Annotated in this window: 20 protein-coding genes and 3 pseudogenes; 5 read left to right on the top strand and 18 right to left on the bottom strand. The window is 31.9% G+C overall.

The genetic code is table 11. From position 1 onward, the window contains the following. The first annotated feature begins 51 nt into the window (after window positions 1-51). A pseudogene (locus ERL59_RS20665) lies at window positions 52-693 on the top strand (amino acid kinase family protein). A gap of 365 nt (window positions 694-1,058) precedes the next feature. Here ERL59_RS20665 and yneA read toward each other — a convergent pair. Next, window positions 1,059-1,436: a cell division suppressor protein YneA gene (gene yneA, locus ERL59_RS02455; RefSeq protein WP_160644150.1), complete on the bottom strand. Its 378-nt coding sequence runs from the start codon at window positions 1,434-1,436 to the stop codon at window positions 1,059-1,061. A gap of 163 nt (window positions 1,437-1,599) precedes the next feature. Between yneA and lexA the strand changes: the two genes are divergently transcribed. Together lexA and ERL59_RS02445 are read left to right on the top strand one after the other, a co-directional pair. Then, a complete protein-coding gene (lexA, locus tag ERL59_RS02450) occupies window positions 1,600-2,217 on the top strand; it encodes a transcriptional repressor LexA (RefSeq protein ID WP_160644148.1) in 618 nt (205 codons plus the stop codon). A 276-nt stretch (window positions 2,218-2,493) separates the two neighbouring features. Continuing rightward, on the top strand, window positions 2,494-2,652 hold the full coding sequence (locus ERL59_RS02445) for a hypothetical protein (protein WP_160644146.1): 159 nt from the start codon (window positions 2,494-2,496) through the stop codon (window positions 2,650-2,652). Between the two features lie 97 nt (window positions 2,653-2,749). On the opposite strand, the gene ERL59_RS02440 is transcribed toward ERL59_RS02445, so the two are convergent. Both ERL59_RS02440 and ERL59_RS02435 read right to left on the bottom strand, forming a co-directional pair. Continuing rightward, window positions 2,750-3,037: a hypothetical protein gene (locus ERL59_RS02440; protein WP_160644144.1), complete on the bottom strand. Its 288-nt coding sequence runs from the start codon at window positions 3,035-3,037 to the stop codon at window positions 2,750-2,752. Window positions 3,038-3,385: 348 nt separating this feature from the next. Next, the gene (locus ERL59_RS02435; protein ID WP_160644142.1) at window positions 3,386-4,069 is read right to left on the bottom strand and encodes an S-layer homology domain-containing protein; all 684 of its coding nucleotides are present in this window, start codon (window positions 4,067-4,069) and stop codon (window positions 3,386-3,388) included. A 946-nt stretch (window positions 4,070-5,015) separates the two neighbouring features. Between ERL59_RS02435 and ERL59_RS02430 the strand changes: the two genes are divergently transcribed. Then, on the top strand, window positions 5,016-5,519 hold the full coding sequence (locus tag ERL59_RS02430; RefSeq protein WP_160644140.1) for an ERF family protein: 504 nt from the start codon (window positions 5,016-5,018) through the stop codon (window positions 5,517-5,519). Between the two features lie 293 nt (window positions 5,520-5,812). Here ERL59_RS02430 and ERL59_RS02425 read toward each other — a convergent pair whose 3' ends face one another. From ERL59_RS02425 to ERL59_RS02415, 3 genes are all read right to left on the bottom strand, one after another. After that, the gene (locus tag ERL59_RS02425; protein WP_160644138.1) at window positions 5,813-6,247 is read right to left on the bottom strand and encodes a hypothetical protein; all 435 of its coding nucleotides are present in this window, start codon (window positions 6,245-6,247) and stop codon (window positions 5,813-5,815) included. A 138-nt stretch (window positions 6,248-6,385) separates the two neighbouring features. Then, entirely contained in the window at window positions 6,386-6,943 is a 558-nt protein-coding gene (locus ERL59_RS02420) for a hypothetical protein (RefSeq protein WP_160644136.1), read from the bottom strand. Window positions 6,944-7,458: 515 nt separating this feature from the next. Beyond that, window positions 7,459-8,277, bottom strand: a complete 819-nt coding sequence (locus tag ERL59_RS02415) for a DUF1259 domain-containing protein (RefSeq protein ID WP_160644134.1) — start codon at window positions 8,275-8,277, stop codon at window positions 7,459-7,461. 168 nt (window positions 8,278-8,445) lie between these two features. Here ERL59_RS02415 and ERL59_RS02410 point away from each other — a divergent pair, with 168 nt between their 5' ends. Beyond that, complete coding sequence (locus ERL59_RS02410) at window positions 8,446-8,985, top strand: hypothetical protein (RefSeq protein ID WP_160644132.1); 540 nt, start codon at window positions 8,446-8,448, stop codon at window positions 8,983-8,985. 57 nt (window positions 8,986-9,042) lie between these two features. Here ERL59_RS02410 and ERL59_RS20660 read toward each other — a convergent pair whose 3' ends face one another. From ERL59_RS20660 to ERL59_RS02360, 12 genes and pseudogenes are all read right to left on the bottom strand, one after another. Beyond that, the gene (locus ERL59_RS20660; protein WP_201763453.1) at window positions 9,043-9,144 is read right to left on the bottom strand and encodes a sporulation protein YjcZ; all 102 of its coding nucleotides are present in this window, start codon (window positions 9,142-9,144) and stop codon (window positions 9,043-9,045) included. Window positions 9,145-9,423: 279 nt separating this feature from the next. Next, window positions 9,424-9,585 carry a hypothetical protein gene (locus tag ERL59_RS02405; protein WP_160644130.1) on the bottom strand — a complete coding sequence of 54 codons (162 nt, stop codon included), beginning with the start codon at window positions 9,583-9,585 and terminating at the stop codon, window positions 9,424-9,426. A 384-nt stretch (window positions 9,586-9,969) separates the two neighbouring features. Next, entirely contained in the window at window positions 9,970-10,038 is a 69-nt protein-coding gene (locus ERL59_RS21525) for a BhlA/UviB family holin-like peptide (protein WP_160644563.1), read from the bottom strand. A gap of 71 nt (window positions 10,039-10,109) precedes the next feature. Next, window positions 10,110-10,235 (bottom strand): sporulation protein YjcZ, encoded by a 126-nt coding sequence (locus tag ERL59_RS02395; protein WP_160644128.1) that lies wholly within the window; start codon window positions 10,233-10,235, stop codon window positions 10,110-10,112. 422 nt (window positions 10,236-10,657) lie between these two features. Continuing rightward, window positions 10,658-11,198 (bottom strand): annotated as a pseudogene (locus ERL59_RS20960) (terminase large subunit domain-containing protein); the annotation flags it as partial. Further along, window positions 11,149-11,340, bottom strand: a pseudogene (locus tag ERL59_RS20955) (P27 family phage terminase small subunit); the annotation flags it as partial. The pseudogenes ERL59_RS20955 and ERL59_RS20960, both read right to left, overlap by 50 nt. Before the next feature lie 190 nt (window positions 11,341-11,530). Beyond that, window positions 11,531-11,980, bottom strand: coding sequence for a hypothetical protein (locus tag ERL59_RS02385; RefSeq protein WP_160644125.1), 450 nt, complete (start codon window positions 11,978-11,980; stop codon window positions 11,531-11,533). Between the two features lie 95 nt (window positions 11,981-12,075). Continuing rightward, window positions 12,076-12,363 (bottom strand): HNH endonuclease, encoded by a 288-nt coding sequence (locus tag ERL59_RS02380; protein WP_160644123.1) that lies wholly within the window; start codon window positions 12,361-12,363, stop codon window positions 12,076-12,078. Between the two features lie 323 nt (window positions 12,364-12,686). Then, window positions 12,687-13,148 (bottom strand): hypothetical protein, encoded by a 462-nt coding sequence (locus ERL59_RS02375; protein WP_160644122.1) that lies wholly within the window; start codon window positions 13,146-13,148, stop codon window positions 12,687-12,689. 302 nt (window positions 13,149-13,450) lie between these two features. Then, window positions 13,451-13,669, bottom strand: coding sequence for a hypothetical protein (locus tag ERL59_RS02370; RefSeq protein ID WP_160644120.1), 219 nt, complete (start codon window positions 13,667-13,669; stop codon window positions 13,451-13,453). Between the two features lie 243 nt (window positions 13,670-13,912). Next, complete coding sequence (locus tag ERL59_RS02365) at window positions 13,913-14,416, bottom strand: hypothetical protein (protein ID WP_160644118.1); 504 nt, start codon at window positions 14,414-14,416, stop codon at window positions 13,913-13,915. 111 nt (window positions 14,417-14,527) lie between these two features. Next, window positions 14,528-14,890 (bottom strand): hypothetical protein, encoded by a 363-nt coding sequence (locus ERL59_RS02360; RefSeq protein ID WP_160644116.1) that lies wholly within the window; start codon window positions 14,888-14,890, stop codon window positions 14,528-14,530. Between the last annotated feature and the right edge of the window lie 445 nt (window positions 14,891-15,335).

Below are 15,335 nucleotides of genomic sequence, written 5' to 3'. Positions count from 1 at the left end.
TTTAATGATCTATGATTAACAGAAAAAAAGCTTGACTATTGTTTACTATTTATTAAAAGAGTATTAGTAAAATTAAGCGGGGGAACACTTGCCGATCAGAATGGAAATCGCAAATCAATTAGAATATATAGCAAAAGAAATACTAGATATTTCAGACTAATGAAATCAAAGTATCCATCGTTGTCGGTAGTGGAAAATTATTCAGCGGAAACCTAGTATCTGAATGGTGTATTGATAAAGTAGAGGCAGACAATATATTGGTACACTTGGAACAATTACCAGTCAATACCAGCAACATCTTTAGCAGAGCCTTATATCCATTTAAAAGCGGTTCAACATTTACAAAAAGGAAACATAGTCATCTTCGGAGTAGGGAACGACAACCTTTCGTTATTACTATTATTCAAAGTGCACAACGTACAATTGAAACAAAGAGTGATGCTATATATTTGCTAAACAAGGAATTGATAGCGTTTTTACTTGTGACCCCTTTCTTAACAAAGAGGCAAAAATATATAGAAACTTAAACTATAATGATGTAATTACAAATAATATAAAAGTAATGGATCAATCTGCTTTATTATTAGCAAGAGATCATAAACTCCGTCCATATAATCAATTTTAATAAACCTCAAGCAATGAAGAAAATATGTGAGGTGTCAACATATAGGAACTTCTATTATTGATGGCTAAATTTTAGTTATGAAAAATATTATACTATCTAAAAAATAGTCAAATTATAAGGATTAGCCTAGATGCTGGACTTAACTCAATTCAATTCTTCCTTCAGCTTCTCTAATGCAACATAAGCTAGCTCTTACCCTCTATTACTCTCATTTGAAGTAACAACTAACCATCCTGATAGTGGACCTTTATTTTTGAAGGGACTCAGTACGCGTGTATGATGAAGGTTATGTGTTTCTGGATCAAAATTCGAATGATTTATTTTAATTAATACCATCTAAATTATTTCTTGAATTAGGATTTACAAATATTCTTTCACATCATATTTACTATTCTACATATACTGCATTTTTCTTCGTTTTAATTACGACATTCTATAGTTCACCAGTTGGGATCAACAAGATTTGTCCTATAATGATATTACTGTTTTGTAATTGATTCTCCTCTTTAATCTTAGAAATAAAATATCGAATATCCATTTCTCTAGGTGCATAGCTCTTGGCAACGCTCCATAATGAATCTCCAGGTTTAACGTGAATTTGTATCATTTGTTTGTCTTGGTGCTGAATATTATCCGGATTCTCTAAAGCAAAAACATTCAAAATTGCTCCAAACATCAAACCTATTGTTACAATAACTGTTGTTATTAAAATAAATAATATTTTCTTTCTTAAAAAAATTGGTTTATTTATAACTTTTAGCTGTTCTGCTTTTTTTGTATCTATGGCATTACTTGTATAAATTAAATGCATATTAGCTACCTCCAAACATTTGTTCTAAAATCAGATTATCACGAACAGTTGTTTGTGTCAATATCATTTTCGAACTTATGTTTGTGCGAAATAACGTTCTATGTTATAATATCAACTAATACATAGATCGTTTAATAAAATGAAACTTGAGGAGGGAATTTGATTGAACAAGTTATCCACGAGACAGCAATCCATATTAGATTTTATTAAAGAAGAGGTGCAAAAAAAAGGCTACCCTCCTTCCGTTCGTGAAATAGGAGAAGCAGTTGGATTAGCATCCAGTTCTACGGTACATGGACATTTGGAAAGATTAGAAAAAAAAGGATTTATACGCAGAGACCCTACAAAACCACGTGCAATTGAAATTTTAGATGAAGAAAATCCCACTATCGTTACTTCATCCATTACACAAGTACCTTTAATCGGAAAAGTTACTGCTGGTCTTCCAATTCTTGCTACAGAAAATATAGAAGAGTACTTTCCACTTCCAAATCATTATGTTGGGGATTACAATGTTTTCATGCTTCAGATTGTTGGAGAAAGTATGATTGAAGCCGGAATTCACGATGGAGATTACGTTATCGTAAGACAACAGCAATCTGCAAATAATGGTGAAATTGTAGTTGCTATGACAGAAGAAAATGAAGCAACTGTAAAGAGATTTTTTAAAGAATCAAACCACTTTAGACTTCAACCTGAAAATTCAACAATGGAACCGATTTTACTCAATGAAGTTAGTATTTTAGGAAAAGTAGTGGGTTTGTTTAGAGATATTAGTTAGAATAAATCACCAATGAGGTATTTTAATAAAAAAAATTAAACTTCTTCTAAATTTACAGAAGAAGTTTTTTCTTATCCATAAACATAAGTTCACCAAATGTTTTTAAAGGCGTATACACATTTTTATAAATTTTGGTAAAAAAGTATAATCAAATTTATTTTTACTTCATACATTATTAAAGTGCAAAAATTTTACATTTCATTTACTGAAATAAAACATTTTTGTGCTATTGTATGATTCAAATAGAAAATTATTAAAATATGTAGGAGTGAGACAATGGATTTATTTGGGTATGGGGATTATAAATTTATAAGCAATCATGGAAAAACTAGACACCGTTTATTCGAAGAATTTGAAAAATTAGAAAGTAAGAAATCATTAAAATATCCCAAAGAAACAGATTTATTTAATAACAATTATAAGAAATATCGTTGAATTCGAAGAATTCATCTAACTTAGTCCTATTAATAAGACCATCATATCCCATCTCGAGAAAACCTTGGCAGCAATGCTGAGGTTTTCTTCATTATGATTAATACATAATGGTTATATCCACAACTTGCCACGATGCTAAATTTTGAATTCTTATAAAAAAATCTCCATCATATTGTCGCTTATAATTAAAGTCAAAATATTTTTCTCCAGTAGTAATTACTTCTTGAATTATTTTATTGCCATCCCATAACTGTACACGAACAAATGGCTTAGATGTAATATAAAGTCTATTAATAGAATCTATAAGAGGAACATCGTAATACGCACGTTGGTTTAATTTGGGACTATAAGAAACTCCTTCTACCATTACTAACTTTTTTAACATGCTATAAATCCTCCTAAAAAAATAGTAATATATATTGGCTTGTTATCATAATAATATATTTTTAAATTTCATGATTTTGGAATACAACAAGCTGAGCCCCAAAAATCATAAAATAATATGGATATACTCACATTTTTAAGTAACAATATACATATATGTATATTGTTACTTAAAAAGGTTGTTCGCAAGAATATAAGAATTTATCTATTGATAAGGTTTTTATCAATTAATATGAATTGTAAAAAGCACTCATAGTTGAGTGCTTAATCAAATGAATTATGAGAGAGGTGTTGTTTAATATGGGTGTATTCAACGAATCAATCTATGGTTCCAGGTTATTTCTCCTCGTTAATTCCCCTCAAATAAATTTTGTAATCGAATAATAATTACGGCTAATTGTTCACGTGTAACTGGTTCTGTTGGTCTAAATGTACCATCACTGTATCCAACCATTAAACCTTGTTCAGCTACTTGTTTAATTGCTTCAGCACTCCAACGATTTTCTGGTACATCACTAAAACTTATTCTAACCTCCGTTTGTTCTAATGGTTGTAAATAGTGATTTACAATGCTTTGTCCATATGTTTTACTTGGTGCCCAATTTCCACTTAGTTCCTCTACTGTTTTTGCTTTTCCCAAAATCCAAGTAAAGTGACGTGGATCTGGTGTATCTTCTCTAGGGTATCCATCGGCACCCGCGTATAATGCTAAATGATCACAGTGTGCAGTTATTCCTTCTTCCCAATCTATAAAACGTTGATGAGCTTCTGGATCATTGTTATCTCCACCACTCGCGATTTTTAAACCACATGGGTTGTGATAAGTATCATCAATCACTCCCCCAAACTGTCCGAATGCTGTTTCTAATGCTGATTGAGCATAGGCGATGGCTGGATTTAATTTACCCCGTTTTGGAGCAATCTCCCAATATAAAGGAGCTAAATCAATAAACATTTGTGTTGCTCCTCTATTCTTTGCCCACTTCCTAGCTTGTTCCACTGTTGCTGTGGTTTCTGATATAATTTTTACCAAGTTAAATACATCCTCTCTAAATTGATCTCTATCAAAATGCTTGTGTCAACTGCATTTTTTACGTTTCACTTTATTATGCGGTTGAACATGCTCTTTATTATAAATTAAACTCATTTACTGTAGGTACACGTCTTAACATTATATTAAATTTGACATAATAAAACCTCACTACAACGTATAGTGAAGTTATCTAGAGATGATAGATGAGTACATAGACGTCCGTAAGTGCCCTACTAAGAGTTGTTATATATTATGTTCAAACGACTCATTTTGTGTGTAAAAAAGTGACATACTTATTTAAAAATCTGTGCTCATCTCATGTCTGAACCACGACCTTAACTTTTGTTTAGTTTTAATAACGGAACTTCATTCCAAAGTCATCACTATTTAATGAAGTTGAATTCATTCTCCTTTTCCTTTCCCTAGATGTTGACAAAGGAATTGTTCTTGCCAGAGATACAATAAATAATGAAAGGAACTTTTTTTCTTATTGTGCAATAACAAGAATTACCATTTAACCAACAACAAATTAATGATTCTTCTAGGACATCTAATTCACGTCATTTTAATACAAACATATCCCCACCAGTTACCTGAAACAATCCAGTGGGGATCACACTCATTTCTGTACTGTATTCTTTATACTGAACACTAGTACAGTACATTCGTCCACTCAACATAATACCAACTTGAATACACTATTAAAAACTGAAAGGACGGGTGTATTCGATGAATCTAGGTGTGACTGCTGTGTCTGTAAAAAAGAGACAGCCTATCTAATATAAGGCTGTTTCATTTTTTTTGCCTTGCTTTTTTTTCTCTCGGTTAACTTGATGAGGTCTCTTTTAGAGGGATTAAAATTGTGTGTTTAATCCCTTACAAATATACAGGTCACAATTGTATTGGATGCTCATATACTAATCTAAACAAACAATGGAGGGTTAGCATGGGGGATAAAACAGGTTTATATCAAAAAATGGTCAATGTCATGATTGCGGTTTCTGATCTTCAAAAAGATGACAAGGTGGAGTATAAGACTACAACATATAAAGCAATTAATGAAGAAAAGGTATCTGGTGCTGTGAGAGCTGCATTAATAGAAAATAAATTAGTTGTATTCCCGATTGAGCAACAACATCGAAAAGAAGGTAATCTTACGACGGTAGATGTGAAATACAAAATTGTGGATGCAGAAACAGGGGAAAGTGAAGTATTAGTCAGCTCTGGAACAGGGGTGGATGTGCAAGATAAAGGGGTACGAAAAGCCATGACTTATGCGTTTAAATATTTATTCTTAAATTCATTCGCCATAGCAACAGGTGAAGACCTAGACAAGGTTTCATCTTCTGAATTAGTTGAAAAGAAACAGAGAAAACAAGAGGAAGAACGGGAGAAGAAATTAACTAATGTACCCGAATCTGGCAACATAATTTTCCAAAAGAAGTTGTAGGTAAGATCTTAGGTTTTTAAATGCGATCTTTTGAGCTATTCAAAGTTTATCTACTCGTGATTATGGTTCTGATGAAATTTTTATGTCGTGCGTGGCAGAGAATCTCCACATGATAGCATAGGTCGATTTTACCGCCAGCTCCAATTATTAATACATTTTAGTAGAATATTAGGTGTTTGATATAAAGAAACAGTTTAAAACTAATTTTTTTTAGAGGTAATGGTCTCAGCCTAATGAGACCAAACCACTGACTTACGTTTATGTCGGTGGTTTTTAATATCAATGATTAATGTTTATTTGTAGTCAATATATAGAGAAAATTGATTAATTAATTCAGAAATATTATCAGACATTGTTTTTATTTCATCTGAAGATCTCTCACTTATATCTCCAATAGCGATTACATTCCATAAGTCATTAAATAAATAACTAATATCTTTAAACTGCTCAGTTTCATTATAATTATTAAGAAATGTAAATAGTTGATAAGCTTTATAAGTTTCCTCAACTCTTAATAAACGATATATATACTCATTATTAGAATTATCAGTTTTTACTTCATCACTTTTTAAAAACTCATTTAATTCTTTTGATGCATCAATAAATTTTGAATAATATCGATTTTGCATCTTTTCTATATCTTTATTAAGATTATAATTATTCAAAATGACACCAAAATTAACCATTAATAAAATAATATTGATAACTATAAGCAACTTTTTCTTCATAATTATACATTCCTTATAAAGATGAAAATGGTAAGTTGATGAATCGGATTTTTGTTGTGTCATGTCTGAAATAATAAAATAGAACTGCGTACCAGTTCAAAAACCTAATTTTATGGGCTAACCACTGACAATATATAGTTAGTAGTTTTGACTATAAGAAGAAGACAATTCACTATTTAAATATATTATATGATCCAATTCAGGAAGACCATATTTATCATTCAAATTCTTAAACAATTCATCGTGTTTTTCCATTAATTCTTCTGATTTTTTTAATATTTCATATGCTTGCTTTTTAACCTCTTCATCTTGCTCTTTAATGGAATCTCTTAACAATAAGAAAAAGTTAAGTTTATCTAGTACTGCAATATTGTAAGTATCGTGCAGACTTTCAACCTTCTCGGTTTTAATAGTGTCAGCTGGATAAGCAATAAGAGATATAAACCCAGAATATCTTCTATATTTTGGAATAATTTCTTGAGTTAGTGTATCATATAGAATATTATCATTTTGATAATTATCGCCGGTAACGCTTTCAAATAAAGTCATTACTTCTTCTTCCGGTACGGATATCAAGGATCTCATCTTTAAATAGTTTCTATAATCTTCTTTAACAGAAACTGAGTTTGATAGAAAGTAAGTAACACTATTCGTTATTATCAATAACAGCACAATAAGTGTAATCTTTTTCACCATACTACTCCTTTACTATGAATGAATTCATAATATAATATTTAATTATGAATTCAAATGGTAAATGTATCTAGTTATATTTTATTAGAACAATCATAATATTATAAGTTGATTCTATCATTGCCACTGGTCCTTTAAAAAATGAAATAATTGATGTCGGAGAAGGAATTATCGTTGGTAGAGATATTATAATATCCACGTCCAATCAAAGCATTACCAATATGAATACATTAGTAAAAAATCTAAAACAAGCAAGTGGGGATCACACTCATTTCTGCACTATATTCTTTACCCATGATCATAACCCACTAGCAGCTAAGTAAGTACACTAGAATATATCATTACTATTATAGTTGATATTTCAATATAATTTGGTACCGTTCAAACAGTGAAAATATTAGATGGAGGGGAAGGTATTATTCATAGGAGAAATTGTGGATCAGTCTTTACAGCCTTTTTTTCTACATGTACAATTACAGGTATCATTCCCCAATAGGTTGACTCCCCCACCAACCTAATCATCTTAATCCTTGAATAATTTTGGCTGTTTTTTCTGCAAAGATAAATGGATTGGCCACTGCTTGATAGGTTACAATTTTTGAAGGTGGTCTACCAAAACTAAATAGGGTAGATACATTTCCTAGTAAAAACCTTCGTTTCTGTATTCTTTTGACTATTCTATTTACTTCGTCTGGAAACAGAACCAATCTACTTAGACATAAATCTTTGTCTCTTGTTACCGGAATAAAAGAAAATTCAAGATCCTTAAAGCCTGTATTTGGTCTACCTAATATTTTTGATGGCCTTAACCTTTGAAACCGTGTGAAACAAAATCCATTTATGCAAAATGCGTCAAATCTTGTACCAAGTATATTGGCGATCTGTTTACACTTTTTAGTTGGAGAGTTAACAGTACTCGGAGCAAAACTAATTTTTGCCTCAATTAGAGCTCTTCTAACTGCTTCTGCGAAGATTAACGGACATTCGATTGCCTCAAAAGCTAAACTAAATAATGCAGGTTTAGTTTGCATATAATTTTGAATATTAGATGCAATTTTAATAGAGGGTAGTTGAATTAATGCTTTTAAAAAAGGGGTCACTTCTTCTTCCAAAAAACAAATCTCTCCTAGACATAATGTTTTTCCTTGCCTATCTAATGATTCTTGAAATACTATAGAAGCTGCTGAAGCCAGCTGGTTTCCAAAGACATTAATCCCTTCTATTGTTATAGGGACAGGACGGAACCCTACACTATTACATGCATCTAAACTAATAAATTCTGTACCACCAAAAATAGTATTAAACTTCTCACATAAACATTCAGAGTCATTACTCATCGTTTATCATCCTAACAAATTTTAATGTGATTGTCCGTACTTTATTATATTAATAACATTTACATAGTGACACTGACATTAGCTGATTTTTGTTCATACATTACACACGTCCAATCAAAACACTATTTAGATACGTACAATATAAAAAATAAAAAGGACGTGTAAAGTATGGATGTGTTCGATGAATTCAAATGTAACTGTTGCGTGTGCCCTATGCAGTGTGTTTTGGAACAATTGGTAGGTGTTGGTGATGTAAATATTATAACTCCGACAGCTAATAATTCTGTTATTATTAACCAAGTAAAAGATTTCATAGCATTTACTTCTAATGGAAATATACCCATTTGTCAAATCACTGCTACTCAATTCAGTCAGAATTTGGTTCCCGATGGCATTAAATTAAAACCAATTAAGAAAAGTAAAGGAGAATGCGCTTGTTGCGAAAACCCTATTACAAACTTAGCAAATTCAATGATTGGTGAAATGGTTGAGATTGAGTTTATCTCCCCTTTTCCTTTCCCTTTTGTAGATAAAATTATAGATGTTGGCAAAGGAATTGTCGTAGGGAGGTTTTTTAATGATATCGACATTTTCTCTTCATGTGCAATAACAAGAATTATTCAACAAACCCAACAACAAATTAACGATCCGCCTTTATTTTCAAATTTCCAACAACTCAAAAAAGGTACTCCCCCACCAGCTAACTAAGAACTTAGCTAATGGGGGAACAATGGGGAAACAACACTAAATTTTATTCTTATGAATCTAGATAAAAATACCGGCTGCTAAAATGATAGCTATAAGAATGAAGAGTACTAATACAATACCAAAAAGACCTCCAAAACCTCTGCCGCCGTAAGCACTCATAATATCCCTCCTATACAAATGACATAGTATATATTATGTTCAAAAGTTAAATTGGATTGGACTAGAGACCTAGTAGAAGTACACATTTTTTGTTATCTAACATAGCAAAACCCCACTACCTAAATAGTGAGGTACCATAAAGTGATACTATGAGTGGATAATAGTTCTAATAGGAGCTATTTTATTCTATGTTCAAACCCTTCATTTGGTATAGACAAGTGACTTGCTTGTTTAAAAATGTGCTTTATTCTAAATCAAGTGTTCATTCTCATCTATTAATTACGTGCATGTAAGTTCTTCAGTTACAGTTGATGAACGATTATAAATCGTAAGTTTAAGTGCAATGACTTCTGTTTCGTCAGGATGTGGCATCAAGTCGGTATTCATTAAGATAGGGGTAGCTAATAGGAAACACTTTTGGATCAAGAATATAGGCTCCATAACTCCCTTCCCTCCTTTCACAAAACAAAAACTCTAAAACCATATGATACATCTCCATGGTCAAAGAAATGATTTAAGTTTTGAATGACATTTTTATGATAAAAGTCGGTGGCTTCTTCCATTTAAAATAATCATAATCCCTTGTACTTTTTCATGTGAAATCTATAAACGTATACTGGTGACACTCTTAACGATCGGATTTTAAATGTCGGTGAAGGAATTGTAGTTGACAAAGCAATCTTTAGGAATCGTCTAGATTTATTATTTACATGTTCTATAGTAAAAATTGCTCCATTTTAACCAAACAACACTCAGTTCTTCTAAAGCTTCTAAGTCACATTGGTTTAAAAAGCTACTCCCCCATTAAGTACAGAACCTCACTATTTATGACCATACAAAAAGGACCGCAAAGGGTCCTTGTGTTAAAAAATATTGAATTATATTTAATTCCATTCCACACCTTCCTTAACATTAAAGAACCCTGCTGTTAAAATAAGCAGGGTCTTATTTTGATTCTAGAAATTTTAGATAAAAATACCGGCTGCTAAAATGATAACTAGAAGAATGAATAGAACTAATACTATAGCTGCGACTCCAGAACCGCCGCGGCCTCTGTGGCAACAGTAACCCCCTCCACCGTATTGACTCATTAATATCCCTCCCTTACTTGGAATAATATACAATATGCTTAAAAATTTAATTTGGCTGGACCAATGTTCTGATACAAATGCACATTTTTATATAAATTCCAAGATAAAGCCTCACTACATTAAATAGTGAGGCATCCGTAGAGAGATTATATGAGTGTATAGTAGTTTAACCAGGAGCTATTATATTTTATGTTCAAACCCTTCATCTGGTATAGACAAGTGACCTGCTTGTTTGAAAATGTGCTTTATCCTAAATCAAGTATTCATTCTCATCTATTAAATAGGCTTTTGTATTTTATAAAACATGCCAAGTTATTTTAAAGTAGAGCATGTACAAGGCGTTCGTTTCTTATCTTGATAGATTCGTTGTTTAAAATTAGGTTTAATTGTACTAAAGTCTTTAGTATTTATGTTCCCATTTTATCAAAGTAAATAGCGTCCCTTAATGTCCTGAACCTTTTCATCAACTAGGTGAAGATTTAATCATTTTCTTAAATTATCAAACAATAATCTCTCTTGTTTCATTGAGCTAGCTATTAAAACAACATCTGCACCATTTTCATTGTCTTTACTACAACCATAGTTTGCAGTTCCTGAGATCATAGTGTTTTTCCATTCTTTCTACCTACAAAAATAATACATTCTTTAAACCGTCTTCCCCTGTATGTTTATGAATCCACCCATATGTGGACCCTAAAACAAAATGCTGCCAAGGTTGAAGTATTAACTGCTTAAAATCACCTTTAAATGGTTTACAGAAACTTTCAATATAAAAATGTATGGAAAATCATCATTTCCTTGTCTTTTTAGATCATTTAAGTGCCCTTTACAAGCTAAAATAACCTCTTTACATATGATATTACCTTTCACTACCTGCCCTGCATACCAAATAATTAGGAGGGATTGAGAAGAGTAAGGGGTTTTTGATAAAATTAGTAGCCCCTGCTTTATTCGTATGCTCATACATCAAATCAGAGTTCTTAACTTCCTTTTTCAACCTCCTATAAAACTGATGTGTTTCGATATAAATTTTAATTAATTCTTCTTCATCTGATTCCTCATAAGAGTCACCTAAATTCACGTATTTTTTTAGCAGTAGGTACAGTCATATTTTTGTTACCCCCTTTCATGAAAAATTTTTCCGTGGTGTAAACGATGCTACCCGCACGGTAGTTATGTTATAGTAAATCAAGTTGGATCGTAGGGGGCATGCACTGCAAAAACACGTAATTTTCAATGTTATCCCCTCCTTATTATCACTTCAACTCACCTTTACTTCTATTACTCTAACTTGTCTAAGGGAAGATCTTAACGCTCATTGCACGAACTCTAACTAAAGGAAAAATCACTTTACCTTGTACGATATTTAAATTTGCTACCAAAGTTAAATTTTGATTTACTAAACCTTCTGCAACAATCGTCAGGTTTGGTGTTGTATTGCTTTCAAAATCTACAACTTGAGGATTTACTTTTGCTGTTCCACATACCGTTTCTTTCAATATTGGAGTCAGTTCCATACGACCATCCCCTGATCCATCAAATAATTGATAGTGTAAATCAACCAAAAATGGAAGAGTTACTGGTTCTAGCCTTACTGAAAAATTCAATTCAAAACTAACATCAATTTTGAATAATTTATGCTTATCACATTCCGGTACCTCCAATGACAATAATGTTACTTCTTCTCCATCCAAAGGTAATAAAATTGGTGGATCAGCAGTTTGAGAAAATAAGACACGTTTCATATTTTATGATTCACCTCCCTAGTAGAAGATAATGTATCTTATGTTACTAGGAAGGATTTTGCTTGTTCGAATAACTATTATTTATAAGTACGCACTTATATCATCATTCGCCTTGATTTCATCCTTCTCTTGTCTTTCTTTCTCCCTTTCTCTGGATGTTCTTTGTTATGGCACGACGAACAAACACTTAATAGATTATCCATATCTAATGCTCGACTAGGATTATCTTCAAAGTGCTCTATATGGTGAACTATATCTGCTGGAGTAAGTTTGTTTTGCTTTATAGATAATTGACATAAGTAATTGTCTCTTTTTAATACAAGCTTTCTACAAGATTTCCATGTTTGACTATCATAAAATTTCTTTCTGTTTGTTTTGTTCAAGGTATTATCTTATCACCCTTTTAAAGATTAATATTTGTATACATGAATGACCATTTCTAAGTTTTAGAAATGGTCATAGATAAATTAAATATTAAGTTTTAATTAATATACAGTTCAATATAAAATTCGGATGAGACATTAAAATAGATTTTTTAATAGATGTTTAATATCAAGATAATTTCCTTACTTGTAGTTCTTCAAAATACATAGTGATTTTATACATAAATTATTTACAATTTTTGCCACTCACTCCCAACAAAAAAAAGACGTATCTCTACGCCCTTCTGTTTACGTTTATTCATAAAATTTTATTTTCAAACAATCTATAATGTGAATACTGTTGCTTTCAGGCTCCGAGACCCAATTAAAACAAATCCTACGGTTGGTCTAGTTACACTAGTACATCTAAGATCATACGTATTTATTCCAGCAATTGGGTTATCGTCCACTAGGGGAGAGTTTGGAAAGTTATTATGTCTTCCTTGAACAACAGATTCATAATCCATTTCATCATTGATCGTTGCAATAACAGTGTCATTACGTAGCAATTCATATGTTACTGCAAAAGTTTGCCCCATCATAGTAAGACCCAGTACAGCAATTTGTGCCATTGAATCGATAGATACTTGTGTTTTCTGTGGTTGTTTAATACACACATCAACGGTAGATACAACTGCAGATGGATTAGCTGGTGTTAAATTAATTACATTTGGATCACTTGTATTATATACATCTAGTACTGAAACTGTATCCGCAACAACAAAAGGATCATTTTTTAAACCCATAAAATATCCTCCCAACTTCTTAAATTAAAATATCATTTCACATTATCTTATGTATAATCTAATGAAGTTGCTTGGACTGGTATCCCTAGACGATTGTACAAAAACCAAGGAACTTCATTGAGTGGTCGATTGGAATAATATATAAGCAAGCTGTCTGTACTAGTCCTTATTAAGAGTAATCTAAGTAAGGACTTTTCTTTTTTCATCCACCCTAGCATAATGGATGATAACTTAATAACTTCCCAAAAAAGGGCCATCAGTGCCCTAATAAAAAAAGCACTACTATGAGTGCTTACATTGAATTAATTATTTTCTTTTTTCTCAAATCTTTCAGCAAGTAGCTGCTCTAACAATTGATTATTACGTTCCATAATTTCATTTGCACTTAGATCATTTTCAGTTTTAGATTTCATGAAGCCAAAAGCCTTAACTATCGCATAAATGTAAAATACACTTGCCGCGAGACCAAAGACTATTGTTGAAAATGAAAAAACACCCATTAATCCATACATTAAGTCCATTAAGTCTATTCTCCCTTGTTGTTATTTAGTTGTATTCACATATAACATAAAATATGTCTTTCACAAAAAACTAGCTATTTTTCCTCCTGCTTCCCTCCCCTAGCTCAATGGATAATAGTTTCCCAACATAAAAAGACGTATTTCTACGTCCTTCCTGTTCACTGTTTAAAAATAAAATTTTATTTCAAAACTGTAGTATATATATATCATAAGATATCAAATGAGGTTTTCCCTCATCAAAAATTAATAAATAGCAACTAATGATCTGTCTGTTAGTTTTCCTTGTGATATAAATGGATCACCATCTGGAGGTAGTTTTTTTGCCTTCACTTGATAAAAAACCTCTCCACAGTGTGGTGGATTATCACAAAACGTAGAGTTAGGTTGAGTGTTTCTAATGAAACTAATATTAGCTCTAAGTGCTGTATTGTCAGCACTTAGTTCTAAGGAATTCGACTCACTTGATGTTATAGTTGATCCTAACTGTTGACTGTTTCCATGTTTATCAATTCTACATAGTCTATATTCAACAGTACTGTTAATAGCTAGACTAATGGATGGTTCAAGGTCTGCAAAATCACTTGAACGGAGGTCTTCATCCACCGACCATATCAGTACCACATTTTCCTTTGGATCCTTCACACAAACTTTTACCTCTAGAATGACTACCTCTTTGTCTTCAGTTAACTTAACTGTATCATCCCTAAAATCACTGATTTTCTTTGTTTCTTTTTTAAAGTCTGCCATGATATCGCCTCCTTTTCTCCTTTAATATCGTTCACACTATCTTATGAACCAACCAATGAATTTGCTTGGACTCTTATCTATGGGCTGGAAGCACCAAAAGTATTGGTAACATCAGTCGATGCCTTCCCCAGCTTTTGCAACAGTTCCTATTAACCTAGATGGCGAACCTGGTCTAGTTAAATAATTAATTTCAACAGTTTTATTTACTAAGGTAGCTAATTCATTTGTAGCTGGATCTTCACAACAACTACACTCACCTTTCATATCCTTTCGAACTGGTTTCAATAATGTATTACCTAATACATTATTTCCAACTGCAGTGACATTGCATATGGGGAAACACCTTATAATCCCTCCTACATTTATTGTTGCTAGAAAATTTTCTACAGATGTGATTATACCTACTTGTTCAGCTGAAATTGTAAAGACCCTAGTATCAGGTATATTTATCAATTGTTGCATAACACATTGCATAGGACAAACACAACAATCGCATTTTGACTTGTCGAAAACCCATTCTCATCACTTTCCTTCTCAAATTGTTTATTTGATGAGATATAGTATGGATTGGACTGCATCCATGATTGTACATATACCTATAAGAAATTCGCATTGGTCTGTGTCAACATGGTTTTTAAGTTATAATCAGTTTCACTCTTATAAATAGTTAATTTATCACCATCACGATCAGAGGCATTGATTTCTATGAAATCTACATAATCATCACTTGTGTAAGGTGGAGTGAAATCATACGATATGATTTTTCTATAATCAGTCTGATCTATTGAAAACTCCAGTGTAATTCTTGCATAGTTATCGTCAAAAAGATAATATTCACTTAGGATGAATATGGTTGTGTCGATGTATTTAATTCATCCTTTTCACTACTAAATTTCAGAAAATTCCCTGAGAAATCCAA

The sequence above is a fragment of the Chengkuizengella marina genome (assembly GCF_009910845.1).
GTDB classification, from domain to species: Bacteria; Bacillota; Bacilli; order Paenibacillales; family KCTC-33759; genus Chengkuizengella; species Chengkuizengella marina.
This window is presented reverse-complemented; position numbering and strand designations above follow the sequence as displayed.